Below are 13,564 nucleotides of genomic sequence, written 5' to 3' on the forward strand. Positions count from 1 at the left end.
CTGACCCGGCAGCCATCGCGGATCTCCCGCGCCTGGCCGGTCGCTGCGATTTGCCAGGGGCGCGAGCCCCTTCCCGATTGATTTCATTGAATCCGGCGGCGAAACGCTTGCGCATTTGCCACCGCCTTGCATCATGTCCCAAGACTTCATCGCGGCCCGCCGCCGCACCCTGATCGCCCTTGCCGCCGGCGCCATGTCCGGCATGGCAGGGACGGTAACGGCTTCGCCTGCGGCCGCCCAGCCCTGGCCAGCGCGCCCGATCCGCATGGTGGTGCCGTTCCCGGCCGGGTCCTCGCCCGACCTGATCGCGCGCCTGCTGACCGAGAAGCTGGCCGTCGCGCTCGGGCAGCCCGTGGTAGTGGAAAACCGCCCGGGCGCCGGCGGCAATATCGGCACCGGCATGGTGGCAAGGGCCGCGCCGGACGGCTATACCTTGCTGCTGACCATTAATGGCCCGCTAGTCACGGCGCCAACCCTGTCGCGCCATCTTGGCTACGACCCGGTGCGCCAGCTCGCGCCCGTGTCGCTGGTGGCAACCTCGCCCAATGTCCTGGTGGTGGATGCCCGCCTGCCGGTGCATGATGTACGCGAGTTCGTGGCGCTGGCACGGTCCCGTCCGGGCGCGCTGAACTACGGGTCGGTCGGCAACGGCAGCGCTTCCCACCTGGCGATGGAGCAGCTCAAGGCCGCGGCGGGGATCGACCTGCAGCACATTCCCTATCCGGGCTTCGCGCAGATCACCACCGCCATGGTCGGCGGCCAGGTGCAGGCTGGCTTCATGGTGCCGGCCATCGCCATGCCCCTGGTGACTGCCGGCAAGTTGCGCATCATCGCGGTCACCACCAGCGGGCGCACCAGCCTGTTGCCCGCGGTGCCAACCGTGGCGGAATCCGGCTATCCCGGCTTCGAGGCGATCTCGTGGCAAGCGGTGCTGGCGCCGGCGGGAACGCCCGCGCCGGTGATCGACCGGCTCTATCGCGAACTGGTGGCCATCATCGGCAGCGAGGATGTGCGCGCCAAGATGCGAGCCCAGTATTTCGTGCCGGCAGGGACGGCGCCACAATCGCTGCGCCAGACCATGGCGAGCGAAAAAGCGCGCTGGGACAAGGTGATTCGCGTCGCCGGCGTGCAGCCGGAATAAAGCGCTTTCGTCAGCCCGGATCAGGCGCCGCCGGCAAAGCCGTTCTGGCGCCAGGCTTCGAACACCACGACGGCGACGGTATTGGAGAGGTTAAGGCTGCGGTTGTCCGGCCGCATCGGCAACCGGATGCGCTGCGTGGCGGGAAACCACTCGCGCCGCTCAGGCGCCAGCCCGCGCGTTTCCGAGCCGAACACGAACCAGTCGCCAGGCTGGAAGCCGACCTGTCCGAACGGCGTCGAGCCGTGCGTGGTCAGCGCGAACATGCGGGTAGGGTCGGGTTGTTCGCTTTCCATCAGCGCATCCCAGTTCTCGTGCACGCGCATGCTGGCGTACTCGTGATAGTCCAGCCCGGCACGGCGCATGCGCGCATCCTCGAGCGGAAAGCCGAGCGGCTTGACGAGGTGCAGGCGCGCGCCGGTGTTGGCGCACAGGCGTATCACATTGCCGGTATTCGGGGGGATCTCTGGTTCGACCAGGACGACATTGAACATGGGAGTGGGCGGGCCGGAGGCGCCGCAGCCTTGAAACGCTGCGCAGCTTACCCTGCCGGGGGCCGGCTGTCACGCCGGGCAGTGGCGAGGAGGGTCAGCGCGTACTTCACTGGATTGCGGCGCCGGGCCTAGGGTGTGCGCAGCGGCACCAGCAGCGTCACACGCGTTGCGCCGTGGGCCTTCAGGACCCGCGCCGCCTCGCCCAGGGTGGCGCCGCTGGTCATCACATCGTCGACCAGGCCGACATGCAGGCCCGCGACATCGTTCCCGGGGCCGAGGCCGAATGCATCTTGCAGGTTGGCCTGGCGCGCGGCCAGATCCAGCGTGGCCTGCGCCGGGGTATCGCGCAGGCGCGCCAGCAGCGTCGGCGCGGCGCGCACGCCGAGACGGCGTGCCAGTGGCCGTGCAATTTCCCAGGACTGGTTGAAGCCACGTTCCGCCAGCCGTCGCGGGGACAGCGGAATTGGCGCCAGCACATCGGGCAGAGCCAGTCCGCACGTGGCGGAAGCGGCCTGCCAGCGGCTTGCCAGTTCGCCCGCGAGCCAGTCCGCCAGCGGCAGCACGCCGCCGAATTTCAGCGCCAGCACCGTGCCGTCCTGCGGGCTGGCGTAGTCGCCGAGCGCGAGGGTGGCATCGAAGGGCGGCGGTTCATAGCGGCATTGGCTGCAGATCGGCGCATTGCCGGGCCCCGCGGCGCGTCCCAGGGGGCGGGCGCAGCAGCGGCAGCGCGGCAGCGGCGCCAGCAGTTCCTCCGCGCAGCCGGCGCAGACGGTTTCGTCCTGCATCGTGCCGCACAACGCACAGGCCGCCGGCAGCAGCGCGCGCATCCAGCGCCGCGCATGCTGGCGCAGTGTGCTGTCGCCGGGGCATGCCGGCAAGTGCAATGCGGGCGTGGAAGCCGGATGTGTTGCCGGGCCGCCGCCGGCAGGCGCGGCGGCGGGCGCGTATACTTGCGGTCCGGTCGCGCTGTCCGCTGGCGCGCGCACCGTTTCCCGGACGGGCGCATCGCTGCGGCCGCCATCCCCATTCTCTTGCCGCCTGGTTTGACCGTGTCCCTGCATGACGCCGACTCCCCCGATGCCTATTTGCCGCCCACGCGGCTGACCCGCCTCGCCTTCGACCGGCGCAGCGCCGGTTTCGGCCAGCTCGATTTCCTGCTGGGCGAGATCGGCCAGCGCATGCAGGAGCGCATGCAGATGATCCGGCTGGCGCCGGCGCGCGCGCTCGACATTGGCTGCGGCCACGGCCGCGGCCTGGCCGCGCTGCGCGCCCAGTACCCGGATGCGCAGATCGCCGGCCTCGATATCTCCGGCGCCATGCTCCGCGAAGCGGCACAGCGCGATCCCCAGCGCCAGTCCGGGTGGCTGGGGCGCCTGCTCGGCAAGCGCCCCACATTCGACCTGGTGCAGGGCGATCTTGCCACATTGCCCTTCGCGCCGGCCAGTTTCGACCTGTTGTGGTCCAACCTCGCGCTGCACTGGCATCCCGAGCCGCATCGGGTCTTCCCGGAATGGCACCGGGTCACCCGCGACGAAGGCCTTGTGCTGTTCTCCTTGTTCGGGCCCGATACGCTGGCGGAGTTGCGCGCCGCGTTCGCCGAAGTGGATGGCGACACGCATTCCCTGCGTTTTGTCGATATGCACGATATCGGCGACATGCTGGTGCACAGCGGCTGGTCGACGCCCGTGATGGACATGGAAACCCTGACCGTCACCTACGAGTCGCCGCGGACCCTGCTGCGTGAAGTGCAGGCCTTCGGCGGCCTGCGCCTGCCGCCGGTGGCCGGCAAGCGCAGGGGCTTGCGCGGGCGCGCCTGGCTCGACGCGCTGCTGGCAGCGCTCGAGCGGCGCCGCAATGCCGATGGCCTGATCCCGCTCACGTTCGAGATCGTCTACGGTCATGCCTGGAAGCTGGCGCCGCGCGGCAAGCAGGCCGTCGACGAGCTGGGGCATGCTGTCGTCCCGCTCGACAAGATCGGCCGCGCACGGCAGCGCAAGTAAAGTGGCCGGCGCCGTTGCATGCATCGCTCGCGCAGTCAAGCAGGCTTTCGCACGCACCGCGCTGAAGCACAAAAACTTGTCGCGCGCTAGCCCGTTGGTCAAGTAGCGGCCTTGTCCGTGTAGGCGAAGCGCCCTATAATGCGCCAGTTTGTCGCAGTGGTCTCCCTGGCACTATTTGCCCGAAATCGCACCCCAATGGTGCGTCCCAGGCGCAATCGTCCAGGCGTGCATCCGGTCACAGCGGTTGGCGATGCAAGGTTGGCGATGCAAGACTTGGGTATCGCATTCCAGACGGCGCAAGACGAATCCGACGGCAGGTCCGGCGGATCCGGCGCGCCGGACAAAGACTGGCTGATGAAGCGGAATTGCTCGCTGTCTCCACGCCAGGTTGGCTGGTTTTACCTCTCGATCGTCAGCGTTTCGCTTGCCATTGCCTTGTTTTTTGCGTGGCGAGGGTCGTGGCTCGTCCTTCCCTTTGCCGGGTTGGAGCTGCTTGGGCTGGGCATTGCCCTGCTGGTGCATGGGCGGCACGCGTCGGACTACGAGCGCGTCAGCCTGGCCGACGGCAGGCTGGTAGTGGTTTCGGTCAGTGCAGGGCAGCTGACACGGCATGAGTTCAACCCGCTGTGGGTGCGGGTCGAGCTGGATGAATCATTACGAGCGCTGGTGTTGCTGCGCTCGGGCGGGAGCGCTGTGCAGGTGGGGTGTTTTCTGGACCCGTACAAGCGGCGAAAGTTCGCGCAGGAACTCGTATCGGCTTTGCGTTATCTCTGAGAGGCAGCGAGGGCCCCGCGAGTGACAGATTTGAATCTGTAAATTGGGTAGATAACAAATGAAAATGTGGAAGAAGGCATCCGCAGCGTGTCTGGTGGGCGCGTCCCTGCTCACTAGTCATGCAGCCCTGGCAGTGGAAGACATGCCAGGCGGCCCTGCAGTGCGTCAGCTCAATCTGACCGAGCCGGTCACCAAGATCGCCGAGCAGATTCACTGGCTGAATTGGATGATGCTGATCATGTGCACCGTGATCTTCATCGGCGTTTTCGCGGTGATGTTCTACTCCGTGTTCAAGCACCGCAAGTCCAAGGGCGCGAAGTCGGCTTCCTTCCACGAAAGCATCACCGTCGAGGTGATCTGGACCATCATCCCGTTCCTGATCGTCATCGGCATGGCCCTGCCCGCCACCAAGACGGTCGTGGCGATGAAGGACACCACCAATGCCGACATCACCATCAAGGCCACTGGCTACCAGTGGAAGTGGGGCTACGACTACCTGAAGGGCGACGGCGAAGGCATCTCCTTCGTGTCCACCCTGACCACCCCGCGCGAACAGATCAACAACGAGGCCCCCAAGTCGAACACCTACCTGATGGAGGTGGACAACGAGATGGTGGTGCCCGTGAACAAGAAAGTCCGCATGGTGCTGACGGCCAATGACGTCATCCATGCCTGGATGATCCCGGCCTTCGGTGTCAAGCAGGATGCGATCCCCGGCTTCGTGCGCGACACCTGGTTCAAGGCCGAGAAGGTTGGCGTGTACCGTGGCCAGTGTGCCGAATTGTGCGGCAAGGAACACGCCTTCATGCCCATCGTCGTGCGCGTGGTTTCGGATGCCGACTACGCCAAGTGGGTCGACGGCAAGAAGAAGGAACTCGCCGCCAAGGCCGACGACCCCAACAAGACCTGGACCCTGGAAGAACTCAAGGCCCGTGGCGAGAAGGTCTACACCGCCAACTGCGCGGTCTGCCACCAGCCGAACGGCAAGGGCGGCGGCGCGTTCCCGGCCCTGGACGGCTCCAAGGTTGTCAACGGTCCCGATGCTGGCCAGATGCACATCCTGCTGGAAGGCAAGGGTGCCATGCCGGTCTGGAAGCACCTCTCCGATACCGAACTCGCTGCCGTCATGACCTACACCCGCAACAGCTGGGGTAACAAGACTGGCGAAGTGATTCAACCGAGCGATTTCGTGAACGCCCGTGCCGGCAAGTTCCGCGAAGGCGGTGGCGCACCCGGCGCCAGCGGCGGCGACGCTGCACCGAAGACGGAAGACAAGCCCGCTGCCAAGCAGGCAAGCGCCGCGGGTGACCGCGCGGCAGGCTGAACAGGATTTCAGGAGTTTTCGCGATGAGTACTGCTACCCCGGACGCGCTCGCCCACCCGCACGACCACGCCCACGATGAGCACCACGATCATCCGCACGGCTGGCGCCGCTGGCTGTTCGCCACCAACCACAAGGACATCGGTACGCTGTACCTGCTGTTCTCGTTCACCATGCTGTTGTCTGGCGGCGCGCTGGCACTGCTGATCCGTCTCGAACTGTTCGAGCCGGGCCTGCAGTTCTTCCGCCCGGAACTGTTCAACCAGTTCACCACCATGCACGGCCTGATCATGGTGTTCGGCGCGATCATGCCGGCCTTCGTCGGCTTCGCCAACTGGATGATCCCGCTGCAGATCGGCGCATCCGACATGGCCTTCGCGCGGATGAACAACTTCAGCTTCTGGCTGATGCCCCCGGCGGCCCTGCTGCTGGTGCTGTCGTTCTTCGCACCGGGCGGCGCCACCGCCGCCGGCTGGACCCTGTACGCGCCGCTGTCGGTGCAGATGGGCCCCGGCATGGACATGGCGATTTTCGCCATGCACATCATGGGCGCCTCGTCGATCATGGGTTCGATCAACATCATCGTCACGGTGCTCAATATGCGCGCACCCGGCATGACGCTGATGAAGATGCCGATGTTCTGCTGGACCTGGCTGATCACCGCCTACCTGCTGATCGCCGTGATGCCGGTGCTGGCTGGCGCCATCACCATGGTGCTGACCGACCGTCACTTCGGCACGAGCTTCTTCTCGGCGGCCGGCGGCGGCGACCCGGTGATGTACCAGCACATCTTCTGGTTCTTCGGCCACCCCGAGGTCTACATCATGATCTTGCCAGCCTTCGGGATCGTCTCGCACGTCGTGCCGACCTTTGCCCGCAAGCGCCTGTTCGGCTATAGCTCGATGGTCTACGCGACCGCCTCGATCGCCATCCTGTCGTTCATCGTGTGGGCTCACCACATGTTCACGACCGGCATGCCCGTGACCGGCCAGTTGTTCTTCATGTACGCCACCATGCTGATTGCGGTGCCGACGGCCGTGAAGATCTTCAACTGGATCGCTACCATGTGGCGCGGCTCGATGACGTTCGAGACCCCGATGCTGTTCGCTATCGGCTTCATCTTCGTGTTCACCATCGGTGGTTTCACGGGCCTGATGCCGGCGGTTGCACCGATCGACATCCAGCTGCAGGACACCTACTTCATCGTGGCGCACTTCCACTACGTGCTGGTGGCGGGCTCGCTGTTCGCGATGTTCGCGGGCTTCTACTACTGGGGTCCGAAGTGGAGCGGTTTCATGTACAACGAGACCCGCGGCCAGATCCACTTCTGGGGCTCGATGATCTTCTTCAACATCACCTTCTTCCCGATGCACTTCCTCGGGCTGGCCGGCATGCCGCGCCGCTATGCCGACTACCCGACGCAGTTCGCGGATTTCAACGCGATTGCTTCGATCGGTGCCCTGGGCTTCGGCCTGATGCAGGTGTATTTCTTCTTCTTCGTCGTGCTGCCGTCCTACCGTGGCGGCAAGGCGGCCGGAGACAAGCCTTGGGATGGCGCCGAGGGCCTGGAATGGACCGTGCCGTCGCCGGCCCCGTTCCACACCTTTGAAGTTCCTCCGCAGGTCAAGTAAGCAATGATGCGCGGAAGGATGGGCACGGCCCGTCCTTCCGCGTCACGCAGGCAAGGTGTTATGCAGGATCCAAACAAAAGTCCATCGCAGGCAGACCGCAAGGCCTCGAATCGTCGTCTCGGCCTGATCCTTTTCTCCATCGTGATGGTTTTCTTTTTGGGTTTCTTCGCCAAGATGATTCTTCTTGGCTGAAGCTGCAGGGTATTGAGATGAGCGTGAACCAGCAGTCAAACGATGCCACCGACAAGAAGTTCAACCGCGGGATGCTGCTGCGTCTGCTGGTGGTGGTGGCGTTGATGTTCTCGTTTGGCTATGCGCTGGTGCCGCTGTACAAGAAGATCTGTGAACTCACCGGCCTGAACGTGGTGACCACGCGCGATCTGTACGGCGGCCAGGTCAAGAATACGCAGGTGGACAAGACCCGCACGATCACGGTCGAGTTCGATTCCAACGCGCGCGGTCCGTTTGCCTTCCGTCCGGTCAAGAGCAGCATGGAAGTGCACCCGGGCGAAATGACCACGATCGTCTACGAAGTGGCGAACGGGCGGACGCGCGATATCTCGGCGCAAGCCATCCCGAGCTACCTGCCCAAGCTGGCCACGCAGTATTTCAAGAAGATCGAGTGCTTCTGCTTCAAGGAACAGACGCTGAAGGCGAAGGAAGCACGCGAGATGCCGGTGGTGTTCGTGATCGATCCGGACCTGCCGAAAGACGTGAAGAACATTACGCTGTCCTACACCTTCTTCGAGATCGGGACGCCGGTGGCCCAGGTGCCACAGGGCCCGCTCGAGGCGCAGCCGGCCGGAGCGGGCAAGGGCATTTGAGTAGCAGGTGAAGTGGTTGTAAGGGGTAGCCGTGGATGAGATGAAGGACGCGGTCAAGCGCAAGCTGTCTTTTGCGCAGACCCTGCGCGCTGTGTTCTGGTCGTTTATCGGCCTGCGCAAGGGCAGCGAGCATGAACGCGACATGGCACAGCTCAACCCGGTCCATGTGATCATCGCCGGCCTGATCGGGGTAGCCATCCTGATCGCCGTGCTGATCACCGTCGTGCGTGTGGTGGTCGGGTAGACAGACTGTTGCGTGCGGGACCGGGCAGGGAGAAGTAAAAGCAGGCAAAAGCATGCCGCCGGCCAGCAGTCGGGGCCGGATGTGCGGATAACGATTACTGAATCAAAGACTCTGAGCTGGAGATAAAAGAATGAGTGCGAATCGCGCAAACGCTCCGTACTACTTCGTACCGGGCCCCTCGCGCCATCCGATCACGGCAAGCTTTGGCTTGTTGCTGACGGCTGGGGGTGCTGCTGGTTGGGTAAACGGGCAGAGCTGGGGGCCGTATGTCTGCATCCTGGGCCTGGTGTGGTTCCTGTTCGTGCTCAAGAGCTGGTTCGGCGACGCGATCAGCGAGTCCGAGACCGGCAAGTACGGCAAGAACATCGACCTGTCCTTCCGCTGGTCGATGGGCTGGTTCATCTTCTCCGAAGTGATGTTCTTCGCAGCATTCTTCGGCGCGCTGTTCTATGCCCGCAACATCGCCATGCCGTGGCTGGGCGACCTGAACAACAAGATCCTGTGGCCCGACTTTTCCGCCGTGTGGCCTAACTTCGGCCCGGCGGGGGTCGTCGAGTCCTTCCAGACCATGGGCCCGTGGCCGATCCCGACGATCAACACGGCGCTGCTGCTGATGTCCGGCGTGACGCTGACCTGGGCGCACCATGCGCTGCTGGCCAACAAGCGCAGCCAGTTGATCCAGGGCCTGGTACTCACCATCCTGCTGGGTGCGGTCTTCATGTGCTTCCAGGTGTACGAGTACCACCATGCGTACACGGAACTGAACCTCAAGCTGACCTCGGGCATCTACGGTTCCACTTTCTTCCTGCTGACCGGCTTCCACGGCTTCCATGTGACCATGGGCGCGATCATGCTGACGGTGGTGCTGGTGCGCGTGCTGAAGGGGCATTTCACCCCCGATCATCACTTCGCCTTCGAAGGCGCGGCCTGGTACTGGCACTTCGTCGACGTGGTGTGGCTGTTCCTCTACATCGTGGTGTACTGGCTGTAAGCACCCGACTGCAGTGCCCGCCGGCGATGCCGGCGGAATCGCCGGGAGCGATCTCCTCCCGGCGAAGAACAACAAAAAACAAGCGCCGCAGGAGTTTAGCCACTGCGGCGCTTGTTTTTTGTGGTTCGAACGCGTGTAGCGCTGTCGCGCCGGCCGGCGCGCCAGGCTCAAGGCCCCATGCGGATGCCCGTGCTTTGTATCCAGCCCATCCAGTGAGAGAACAGGATGAAGACGAACAGCGCCACGGAAAAACCGACCCGGAACATCAGAGAGCGCATCATGTTTGGCGTCTTGCCGCGGTCGCGCATCATGAAGAATAGCGCCGAGGCCAAGCTGCCGATGATGAGGATGAACGCGATGATGATGACAATGCGCATGGAGGGCCCGCAAGTACGGGGTCGGCTAGAGATAATGTGCCATTATCGCATCGCCGCCCTCGAGGAAGCACTCGGGAGCCGCCCGTGAAGCTTTGGCGCGCGCTGAGCCCGGTACCCACCATCGCCGCGCTGGTGGTGATTGCCGTCACTTGCGCGCTCGGCAACTGGCAGCTTGACCGCGCCCATGAGAAGCTGGCGCGGGCTGCGCGGCTGGAGGCGCTGGCTGCGCAGCCGCCCCTGCTCGTGGGCAGTGCCCCGGTCGAAGGGCAGGTAGCGGAGCGCCGGGTGCATGTGCGCGGCCGCTTCGATGCGGCGCATACCGTTTTGCTGGACAATCGCCCACATGGCAACGGCACCGACAGCCGTGCCGGATTCATGGTGCTGACGCCACTGCGCGTCGTGGCGAACGATCCCGGCGCGCCGGCAGTGCTGGTGCTGCGTGGCTGGCTGCCGCGCGATGCGCAGGACCGTACGCGCATCGCGCCATTCCCGACCGCCGAGGGCGACGTGGAACTCGATGGCACCGCGCTGGCCGCGGTACCCAGGGTATTCAGCCTGGGCCAGGGCGCCAGTGCGGAGGCCGGGCAGAAGATCCGACAAAATGTGTATCTCGCTGCATTCGCGAAAGAACTCGGCGTGCCGCTGCAGCCCTTCGTGCTTGAGCAGCGCAGCGATAACGGCGACGGGCTGGCGCGCGATTGGGCACCAGCGGATACTGGCGCCGACCGCCACTATGGCTACGCCTTCCAGTGGTTCGGCCTGGCGGCGCTGACGCTGGTGCTGCTGGTGGCGTTGAGCTGGCGGCGTGCCGCCCGCATGGCGGCTTGAGAGACAGTTACGGCGGCAGACGGCACATACCAGCACGCGACAGGATTGCCGGCGCAACCACCAGCGAACCACAGCGGGAACGGCACGGTCAGATGACCGCAGCCGTCCCTAACGACAGACAGACGAAACACTATGCAACAGCCAGATCCCGCTTCCGCCCAGGCCGCCCGCGCCGCGCCGCAAGATTCGCGCATCGACGCCCGCACCCGCCGCGGGCGCATCCAGATGCTGTTGCTGCTGCTGGTGTGCGCTTCGCCTGTGATTGCCTCTTACCTCACTTATTACGTGTTCAGGCCGGCGGGCGGCTCCACCAACTATGGCACGCTGGTCGAGCCGCAGCGCCCGATGCCGGCGATGCAGATCGGCAACGAGCGGGCCGAGACCGTGCCGCTGGATAGCTTCAAGGGCAAGTGGCTGCTGGTCACGGCCGATGGCGCTGCCTGCGACGAGGCTTGCGCCAAGAAGCTGTTCACCATCCGCCAGATCCGTGCGGGGCAGGGGCAGGACCGCGAGCGCATCGTGCCGGTATGGCTGATCAGCGACGATGGCCCGATCGATCAGCGCCTGTCGGCCGCCTACAACGAGCCCTATGCTGGTGTGCGCTTCCTGCGCGCCAATCGCGAAACCATGCAGAAATGGCTGCCGGCGGAGCAAGGCGGGCGGATCGAGGACACGCTGTTCCTGGTCGATCCGCTGGGCAACCTGATGATGCGCTTTCCCAAGGACCCGGACCCCAAGAAAATGAGCTCCGACCTGAAGAAGCTGCTCAAGTACTCTCGCATCGGGTGAGGCGCGCATGCTGCTCCAACTCGCCATCATCGGCGTCCTGATCGCGCTGTTCCCGCTCAGCTACGTGCTGGTCAAAGGGGATCGCAGCAAGTACCGCAAGCTGGTGTGGATCACCGCCTTTCTGACGCTGGACCTGATCATGTTCGGCAGTTTCACGCGGCTGACCGATTCCGGCCTTGGCTGCCCGGACTGGCCGGGCTGCTACGGCCACTCCAATCCGCATGCCGCGCAGGAGCATATCCGCGCCGCCGAGACCGCCCTGCCGAGCGGGCCCGTGACCATCACCAAGGCGTGGATCGAGATGATCCACCGCTACTTCGCCATGGCGGTCGGCGTGCTGATCATCACGCTGATGGTGCTGGCCTGGGTCAAGCGGCGCGAACTCAGGCGGTCGCCCTGGTTCGCCACCGGCGTGCTGTTGCTGGTGTGCGTGCAGGGCGCGTTTGGGGCCTTTACGGTGACGCTCAAGCTCCAGCCCATCATCGTTGTCACGCACCTGATGTTGGGCATGGGCCTGCTCGCGGCATTGATCTGGCTGGGTTCGCGCAGCGACCCGCCGCTGGCGATCGCGCCGCAAGCGGGCGCGCTGCGCTGGCCGGCACGCATTGCGCTGGCGCTGCTGGTCATCCAGATCTTCCTGGGCGGCTGGGTGAGCACCAATTACGCGGTGCTGGCCTGCACCGACTTCCCGCTGTGCAACGGCCAACTGGTGCCGGACATGGACTTCCGCCACGGCTTCACCCTGTGGCGCCAGCTCGGCATGACCGCCGACGGCGATTACATTCCGCACTCCGCCCTGGTGGCCATCCACTGGGTGCATCGTGGTTTTGCCTTCGTCGTGCTGGCTTTCCTGGCCTGGTTCGGCCTGCAGGCGCGCCGCTTTGGCGGCCTGGCGCGCAGCGCCGGCTGGCTGCTGGGCGTGCTCGCGCTGCAACTGGCCACCGGCCTTTCGAACATCGTGTTCGACTGGCCGCTGGGCGCCGCGGTGGCGCATAACGGCGGCGCGGCGCTCTTGCTGCTGCTATTGGTTCGTCTCAATTACAATATAGGGCTCGCGGCCCGGTCCGCGAACATCGCTACGGACGTGCCGGCTGCCGCGCGCGCCACATGAAAGACAAGAACTCCCCAGTGGTTACTGCTACCCACACACATCCCTTCGGACGGGTTCGCCACCTGGTCCGCCAATACGCCGCCCTTACCAAGCCCCGTGTGACGCAGCTTGCCGTCTTCTGCGCCATCATCGGCATGTTCCTGGCCACGCCGGGCATGGTGCCCTGGCCGGTGCTGATCGGGGGCGCCGCCGGTATCTGGCTGCTGGCGGGCGCCGCTTTCGCCATCAACTGCCTGGTGGAGCAAAAGGTCGACGCGCTGATGCGCCGCACCGCATGGCGCCCCTCCGCCACCGGCGAGATCACAACCATCCAGACCCTGGTGTTCTCGGCGGTGCTGGGCGGCGCGGGGATGTGGCTGCTGCACGTTTATACCAACGATCTGACCATGTGGCTGACGGTTGCCACCTTCGTTGGCTATGCCGTGGTGTACACGATCCTGCTCAAGCCGGCCACGCCGCAGAATATCGTGATCGGCGGCCTGTCCGGCGCCATGCCGCCGGCGCTTGGCTGGGCGGCTGTCGCTGGCGAACTGCCGGCCGAAGCCTGGTTCCTGGTGCTGATCATCTTCACGTGGACCCCGCCGCACTTCTGGGCCCTGGCCCTGTATCGCCGCGCCGACTACGCCAAGTCCGGCTTGCCGATGCTGCCGGTAACGCATGGCGAGCGCTTCACGCTGCTGCACATCCTGCTGTACACGCTGATCATGATCGCGGCCACGCTGCTGCCTTTCGTGTACGGGATGTGCGGTTACATTTACCTGGCGGCGGCGCTGATCCTGGGGGGCGGTTTCCTCGCGTACTCCTGGAAGATGTACCGCAACTATTCCGACGCACTGGCGCAGCGGACTTTCCGCTTCTCGATCCTTTACCTCTCGCTCCTGTTCGCCGCGCTGCTGGTCGATCACTACTTCAAGTTCCTGCCGCAAGGCTGAGCGGCCGGACGGCGGCTTGCGACATCTTGTCGCGGCCTGAGCGCGCGGCGGCCCCAATCGGCGATACTGCATCACATCTGTTAATGTGACCTTGCCGCGTCCGGCCGATT

At 65.0% G+C, this 13,564-nt stretch carries 16 protein-coding genes; 13 read left to right on the plus strand and 3 right to left on the minus strand.

What is annotated here, in order from left to right; genetic code table 11:
- Positions 1–133 precede the first annotated feature (133 nt).
- Positions 134–1,141 carry a Bug family tripartite tricarboxylate transporter substrate binding protein gene (locus ACZY0R_RS17280; RefSeq protein WP_488859879.1) on the plus strand — a complete coding sequence of 336 codons (1,008 nt, stop codon included), beginning with the start codon at positions 134–136 and terminating at the stop codon, positions 1,139–1,141.
- A 20-nt stretch (positions 1,142–1,161) separates the two neighbouring features.
- On the opposite strand, the gene trmL is transcribed toward ACZY0R_RS17280, so the two are convergent.
- Entirely contained in the window at positions 1,162–1,632 is a 471-nt protein-coding gene (gene trmL / locus ACZY0R_RS17285; RefSeq protein ID WP_441626972.1) for a tRNA (uridine(34)/cytosine(34)/5-carboxymethylaminomethyluridine(34)-2'-O)-methyltransferase TrmL, read from the minus strand.
- Between the two features lie 128 nt (positions 1,633–1,760).
- A complete protein-coding gene (locus ACZY0R_RS17290; RefSeq protein ID WP_488859881.1) occupies positions 1,761–2,693 on the minus strand; it encodes a double zinc ribbon domain-containing protein in 933 nt (310 codons plus the stop codon).
- On the opposite strand from ACZY0R_RS17290, the gene ACZY0R_RS17295 reads away from it, so the two are divergent.
- The 8 genes from ACZY0R_RS17295 to ACZY0R_RS17330 all read left to right on the plus strand — a co-directional run bounded on the left by ACZY0R_RS17295 (position 2,682) and on the right by ACZY0R_RS17330 (position 9,417).
- The gene (locus ACZY0R_RS17295; protein WP_488859883.1) at positions 2,682–3,632 is read left to right on the plus strand and encodes a methyltransferase domain-containing protein; all 951 of its coding nucleotides are present in this window, start codon (positions 2,682–2,684) and stop codon (positions 3,630–3,632) included. The two genes, ACZY0R_RS17290 and ACZY0R_RS17295, sit on opposite strands and share 12 nt — an antisense overlap.
- Positions 3,633–3,896: 264 nt before the next feature.
- Positions 3,897–4,406, plus strand: a complete 510-nt coding sequence (locus ACZY0R_RS17300) for a DUF2244 domain-containing protein (RefSeq protein WP_488866002.1) — start codon at positions 3,897–3,899, stop codon at positions 4,404–4,406.
- A gap of 58 nt (positions 4,407–4,464) precedes the next feature.
- A complete protein-coding gene (gene coxB / locus ACZY0R_RS17305) occupies positions 4,465–5,730 on the plus strand; it encodes a cytochrome c oxidase subunit II (protein WP_488859885.1) in 1,266 nt (421 codons plus the stop codon).
- A 23-nt stretch (positions 5,731–5,753) separates the two neighbouring features.
- Entirely contained in the window at positions 5,754–7,358 is a 1,605-nt protein-coding gene (gene ctaD, locus ACZY0R_RS17310) for a cytochrome c oxidase subunit I (RefSeq protein ID WP_488859887.1), read from the plus strand.
- A gap of 60 nt (positions 7,359–7,418) precedes the next feature.
- Positions 7,419–7,550 (plus strand): cytochrome oxidase small assembly protein, encoded by a 132-nt coding sequence (locus ACZY0R_RS17315; RefSeq protein WP_276265928.1) that lies wholly within the window; start codon positions 7,419–7,421, stop codon positions 7,548–7,550.
- Between the two features lie 17 nt (positions 7,551–7,567).
- Entirely contained in the window at positions 7,568–8,182 is a 615-nt protein-coding gene (locus tag ACZY0R_RS17320) for a cytochrome c oxidase assembly protein (RefSeq protein WP_488859889.1), read from the plus strand.
- A 31-nt stretch (positions 8,183–8,213) separates the two neighbouring features.
- Positions 8,214–8,426 carry a DUF2970 domain-containing protein gene (locus ACZY0R_RS17325; protein WP_035861042.1) on the plus strand — a complete coding sequence of 71 codons (213 nt, stop codon included), beginning with the start codon at positions 8,214–8,216 and terminating at the stop codon, positions 8,424–8,426.
- A 130-nt stretch (positions 8,427–8,556) separates the two neighbouring features.
- Positions 8,557–9,417: a cytochrome c oxidase subunit 3 gene (locus tag ACZY0R_RS17330; RefSeq protein ID WP_045241362.1), complete on the plus strand. Its 861-nt coding sequence runs from the start codon at positions 8,557–8,559 to the stop codon at positions 9,415–9,417.
- A 167-nt stretch (positions 9,418–9,584) separates the two neighbouring features.
- Here the strand turns inward: ACZY0R_RS17330 and ACZY0R_RS17335 are convergent, their stop codons facing one another.
- Positions 9,585–9,794: a twin transmembrane helix small protein gene (locus ACZY0R_RS17335; protein WP_035861044.1), complete on the minus strand. Its 210-nt coding sequence runs from the start codon at positions 9,792–9,794 to the stop codon at positions 9,585–9,587.
- An 84-nt stretch (positions 9,795–9,878) separates the two neighbouring features.
- On the opposite strand from ACZY0R_RS17335, the gene ACZY0R_RS17340 reads away from it, so the two are divergent.
- From ACZY0R_RS17340 to ACZY0R_RS17355, 4 genes are all read left to right on the plus strand, one after another.
- Positions 9,879–10,622, plus strand: coding sequence for an SURF1 family protein (locus ACZY0R_RS17340; RefSeq protein ID WP_488859892.1), 744 nt, complete (start codon positions 9,879–9,881; stop codon positions 10,620–10,622).
- A 132-nt stretch (positions 10,623–10,754) separates the two neighbouring features.
- Complete coding sequence (locus ACZY0R_RS17345; protein WP_488859894.1) at positions 10,755–11,411, plus strand: SCO family protein; 657 nt, start codon at positions 10,755–10,757, stop codon at positions 11,409–11,411.
- Positions 11,412–11,418: 7 nt separating this feature from the next.
- Positions 11,419–12,522, plus strand: a complete 1,104-nt coding sequence (locus ACZY0R_RS17350; protein ID WP_488859896.1) for a COX15/CtaA family protein — start codon at positions 11,419–11,421, stop codon at positions 12,520–12,522.
- The gene (locus ACZY0R_RS17355; RefSeq protein WP_488859898.1) at positions 12,519–13,454 is read left to right on the plus strand and encodes a heme o synthase; all 936 of its coding nucleotides are present in this window, start codon (positions 12,519–12,521) and stop codon (positions 13,452–13,454) included. Before ACZY0R_RS17350 ends, ACZY0R_RS17355 begins: the two co-directional genes overlap by 4 nt.
- The last annotated feature ends 110 nt before the right edge of the window (positions 13,455–13,564 follow it).

The sequence above is a fragment of the Cupriavidus sp. F041 genome (assembly GCF_057814235.1).

What these genes read in the sequence shown, in the direction of transcription:
- ACZY0R_RS17280 (WP_488859879.1), top strand. Translation starts at nt 134, where the DNA reads ATGTCCCAAGACTTCATCGCGGCCCGCCGCCGCACCCTGATCGCCCTT.
- trmL (WP_441626972.1), bottom strand. Translation starts at nt 1,632, where the DNA reads ATGTTCAATGTCGTCCTGGTCGAACCAGAGATCCCCCCGAATACCGGC.
- ACZY0R_RS17290 (WP_488859881.1), bottom strand. Translation starts at nt 2,693, where the DNA reads ATGCAGGGACACGGTCAAACCAGGCGGCAAGAGAATGGGGATGGCGGC.
- ACZY0R_RS17300 (WP_488866002.1), top strand. Translation starts at nt 3,897, where the DNA reads ATGCAAGACTTGGGTATCGCATTCCAGACGGCGCAAGACGAATCCGAC.
- coxB (WP_488859885.1), top strand. Translation starts at nt 4,465, where the DNA reads ATGAAAATGTGGAAGAAGGCATCCGCAGCGTGTCTGGTGGGCGCGTCC.
- ctaD (WP_488859887.1), top strand. Translation starts at nt 5,754, where the DNA reads ATGAGTACTGCTACCCCGGACGCGCTCGCCCACCCGCACGACCACGCC.
- ACZY0R_RS17315 (WP_276265928.1), top strand. Translation starts at nt 7,419, where the DNA reads ATGCAGGATCCAAACAAAAGTCCATCGCAGGCAGACCGCAAGGCCTCG.
- ACZY0R_RS17320 (WP_488859889.1), top strand. Translation starts at nt 7,568, where the DNA reads ATGAGCGTGAACCAGCAGTCAAACGATGCCACCGACAAGAAGTTCAAC.
- ACZY0R_RS17330 (WP_045241362.1), top strand. Translation starts at nt 8,557, where the DNA reads ATGAGTGCGAATCGCGCAAACGCTCCGTACTACTTCGTACCGGGCCCC.
- ACZY0R_RS17335 (WP_035861044.1), bottom strand. Translation starts at nt 9,794, where the DNA reads ATGCGCATTGTCATCATCATCGCGTTCATCCTCATCATCGGCAGCTTG.
- ACZY0R_RS17345 (WP_488859894.1), top strand. Translation starts at nt 10,755, where the DNA reads ATGCAACAGCCAGATCCCGCTTCCGCCCAGGCCGCCCGCGCCGCGCCG.
- ACZY0R_RS17350 (WP_488859896.1), top strand. Translation starts at nt 11,419, where the DNA reads ATGCTGCTCCAACTCGCCATCATCGGCGTCCTGATCGCGCTGTTCCCG.
- ACZY0R_RS17355 (WP_488859898.1), top strand. Translation starts at nt 12,519, where the DNA reads ATGAAAGACAAGAACTCCCCAGTGGTTACTGCTACCCACACACATCCC.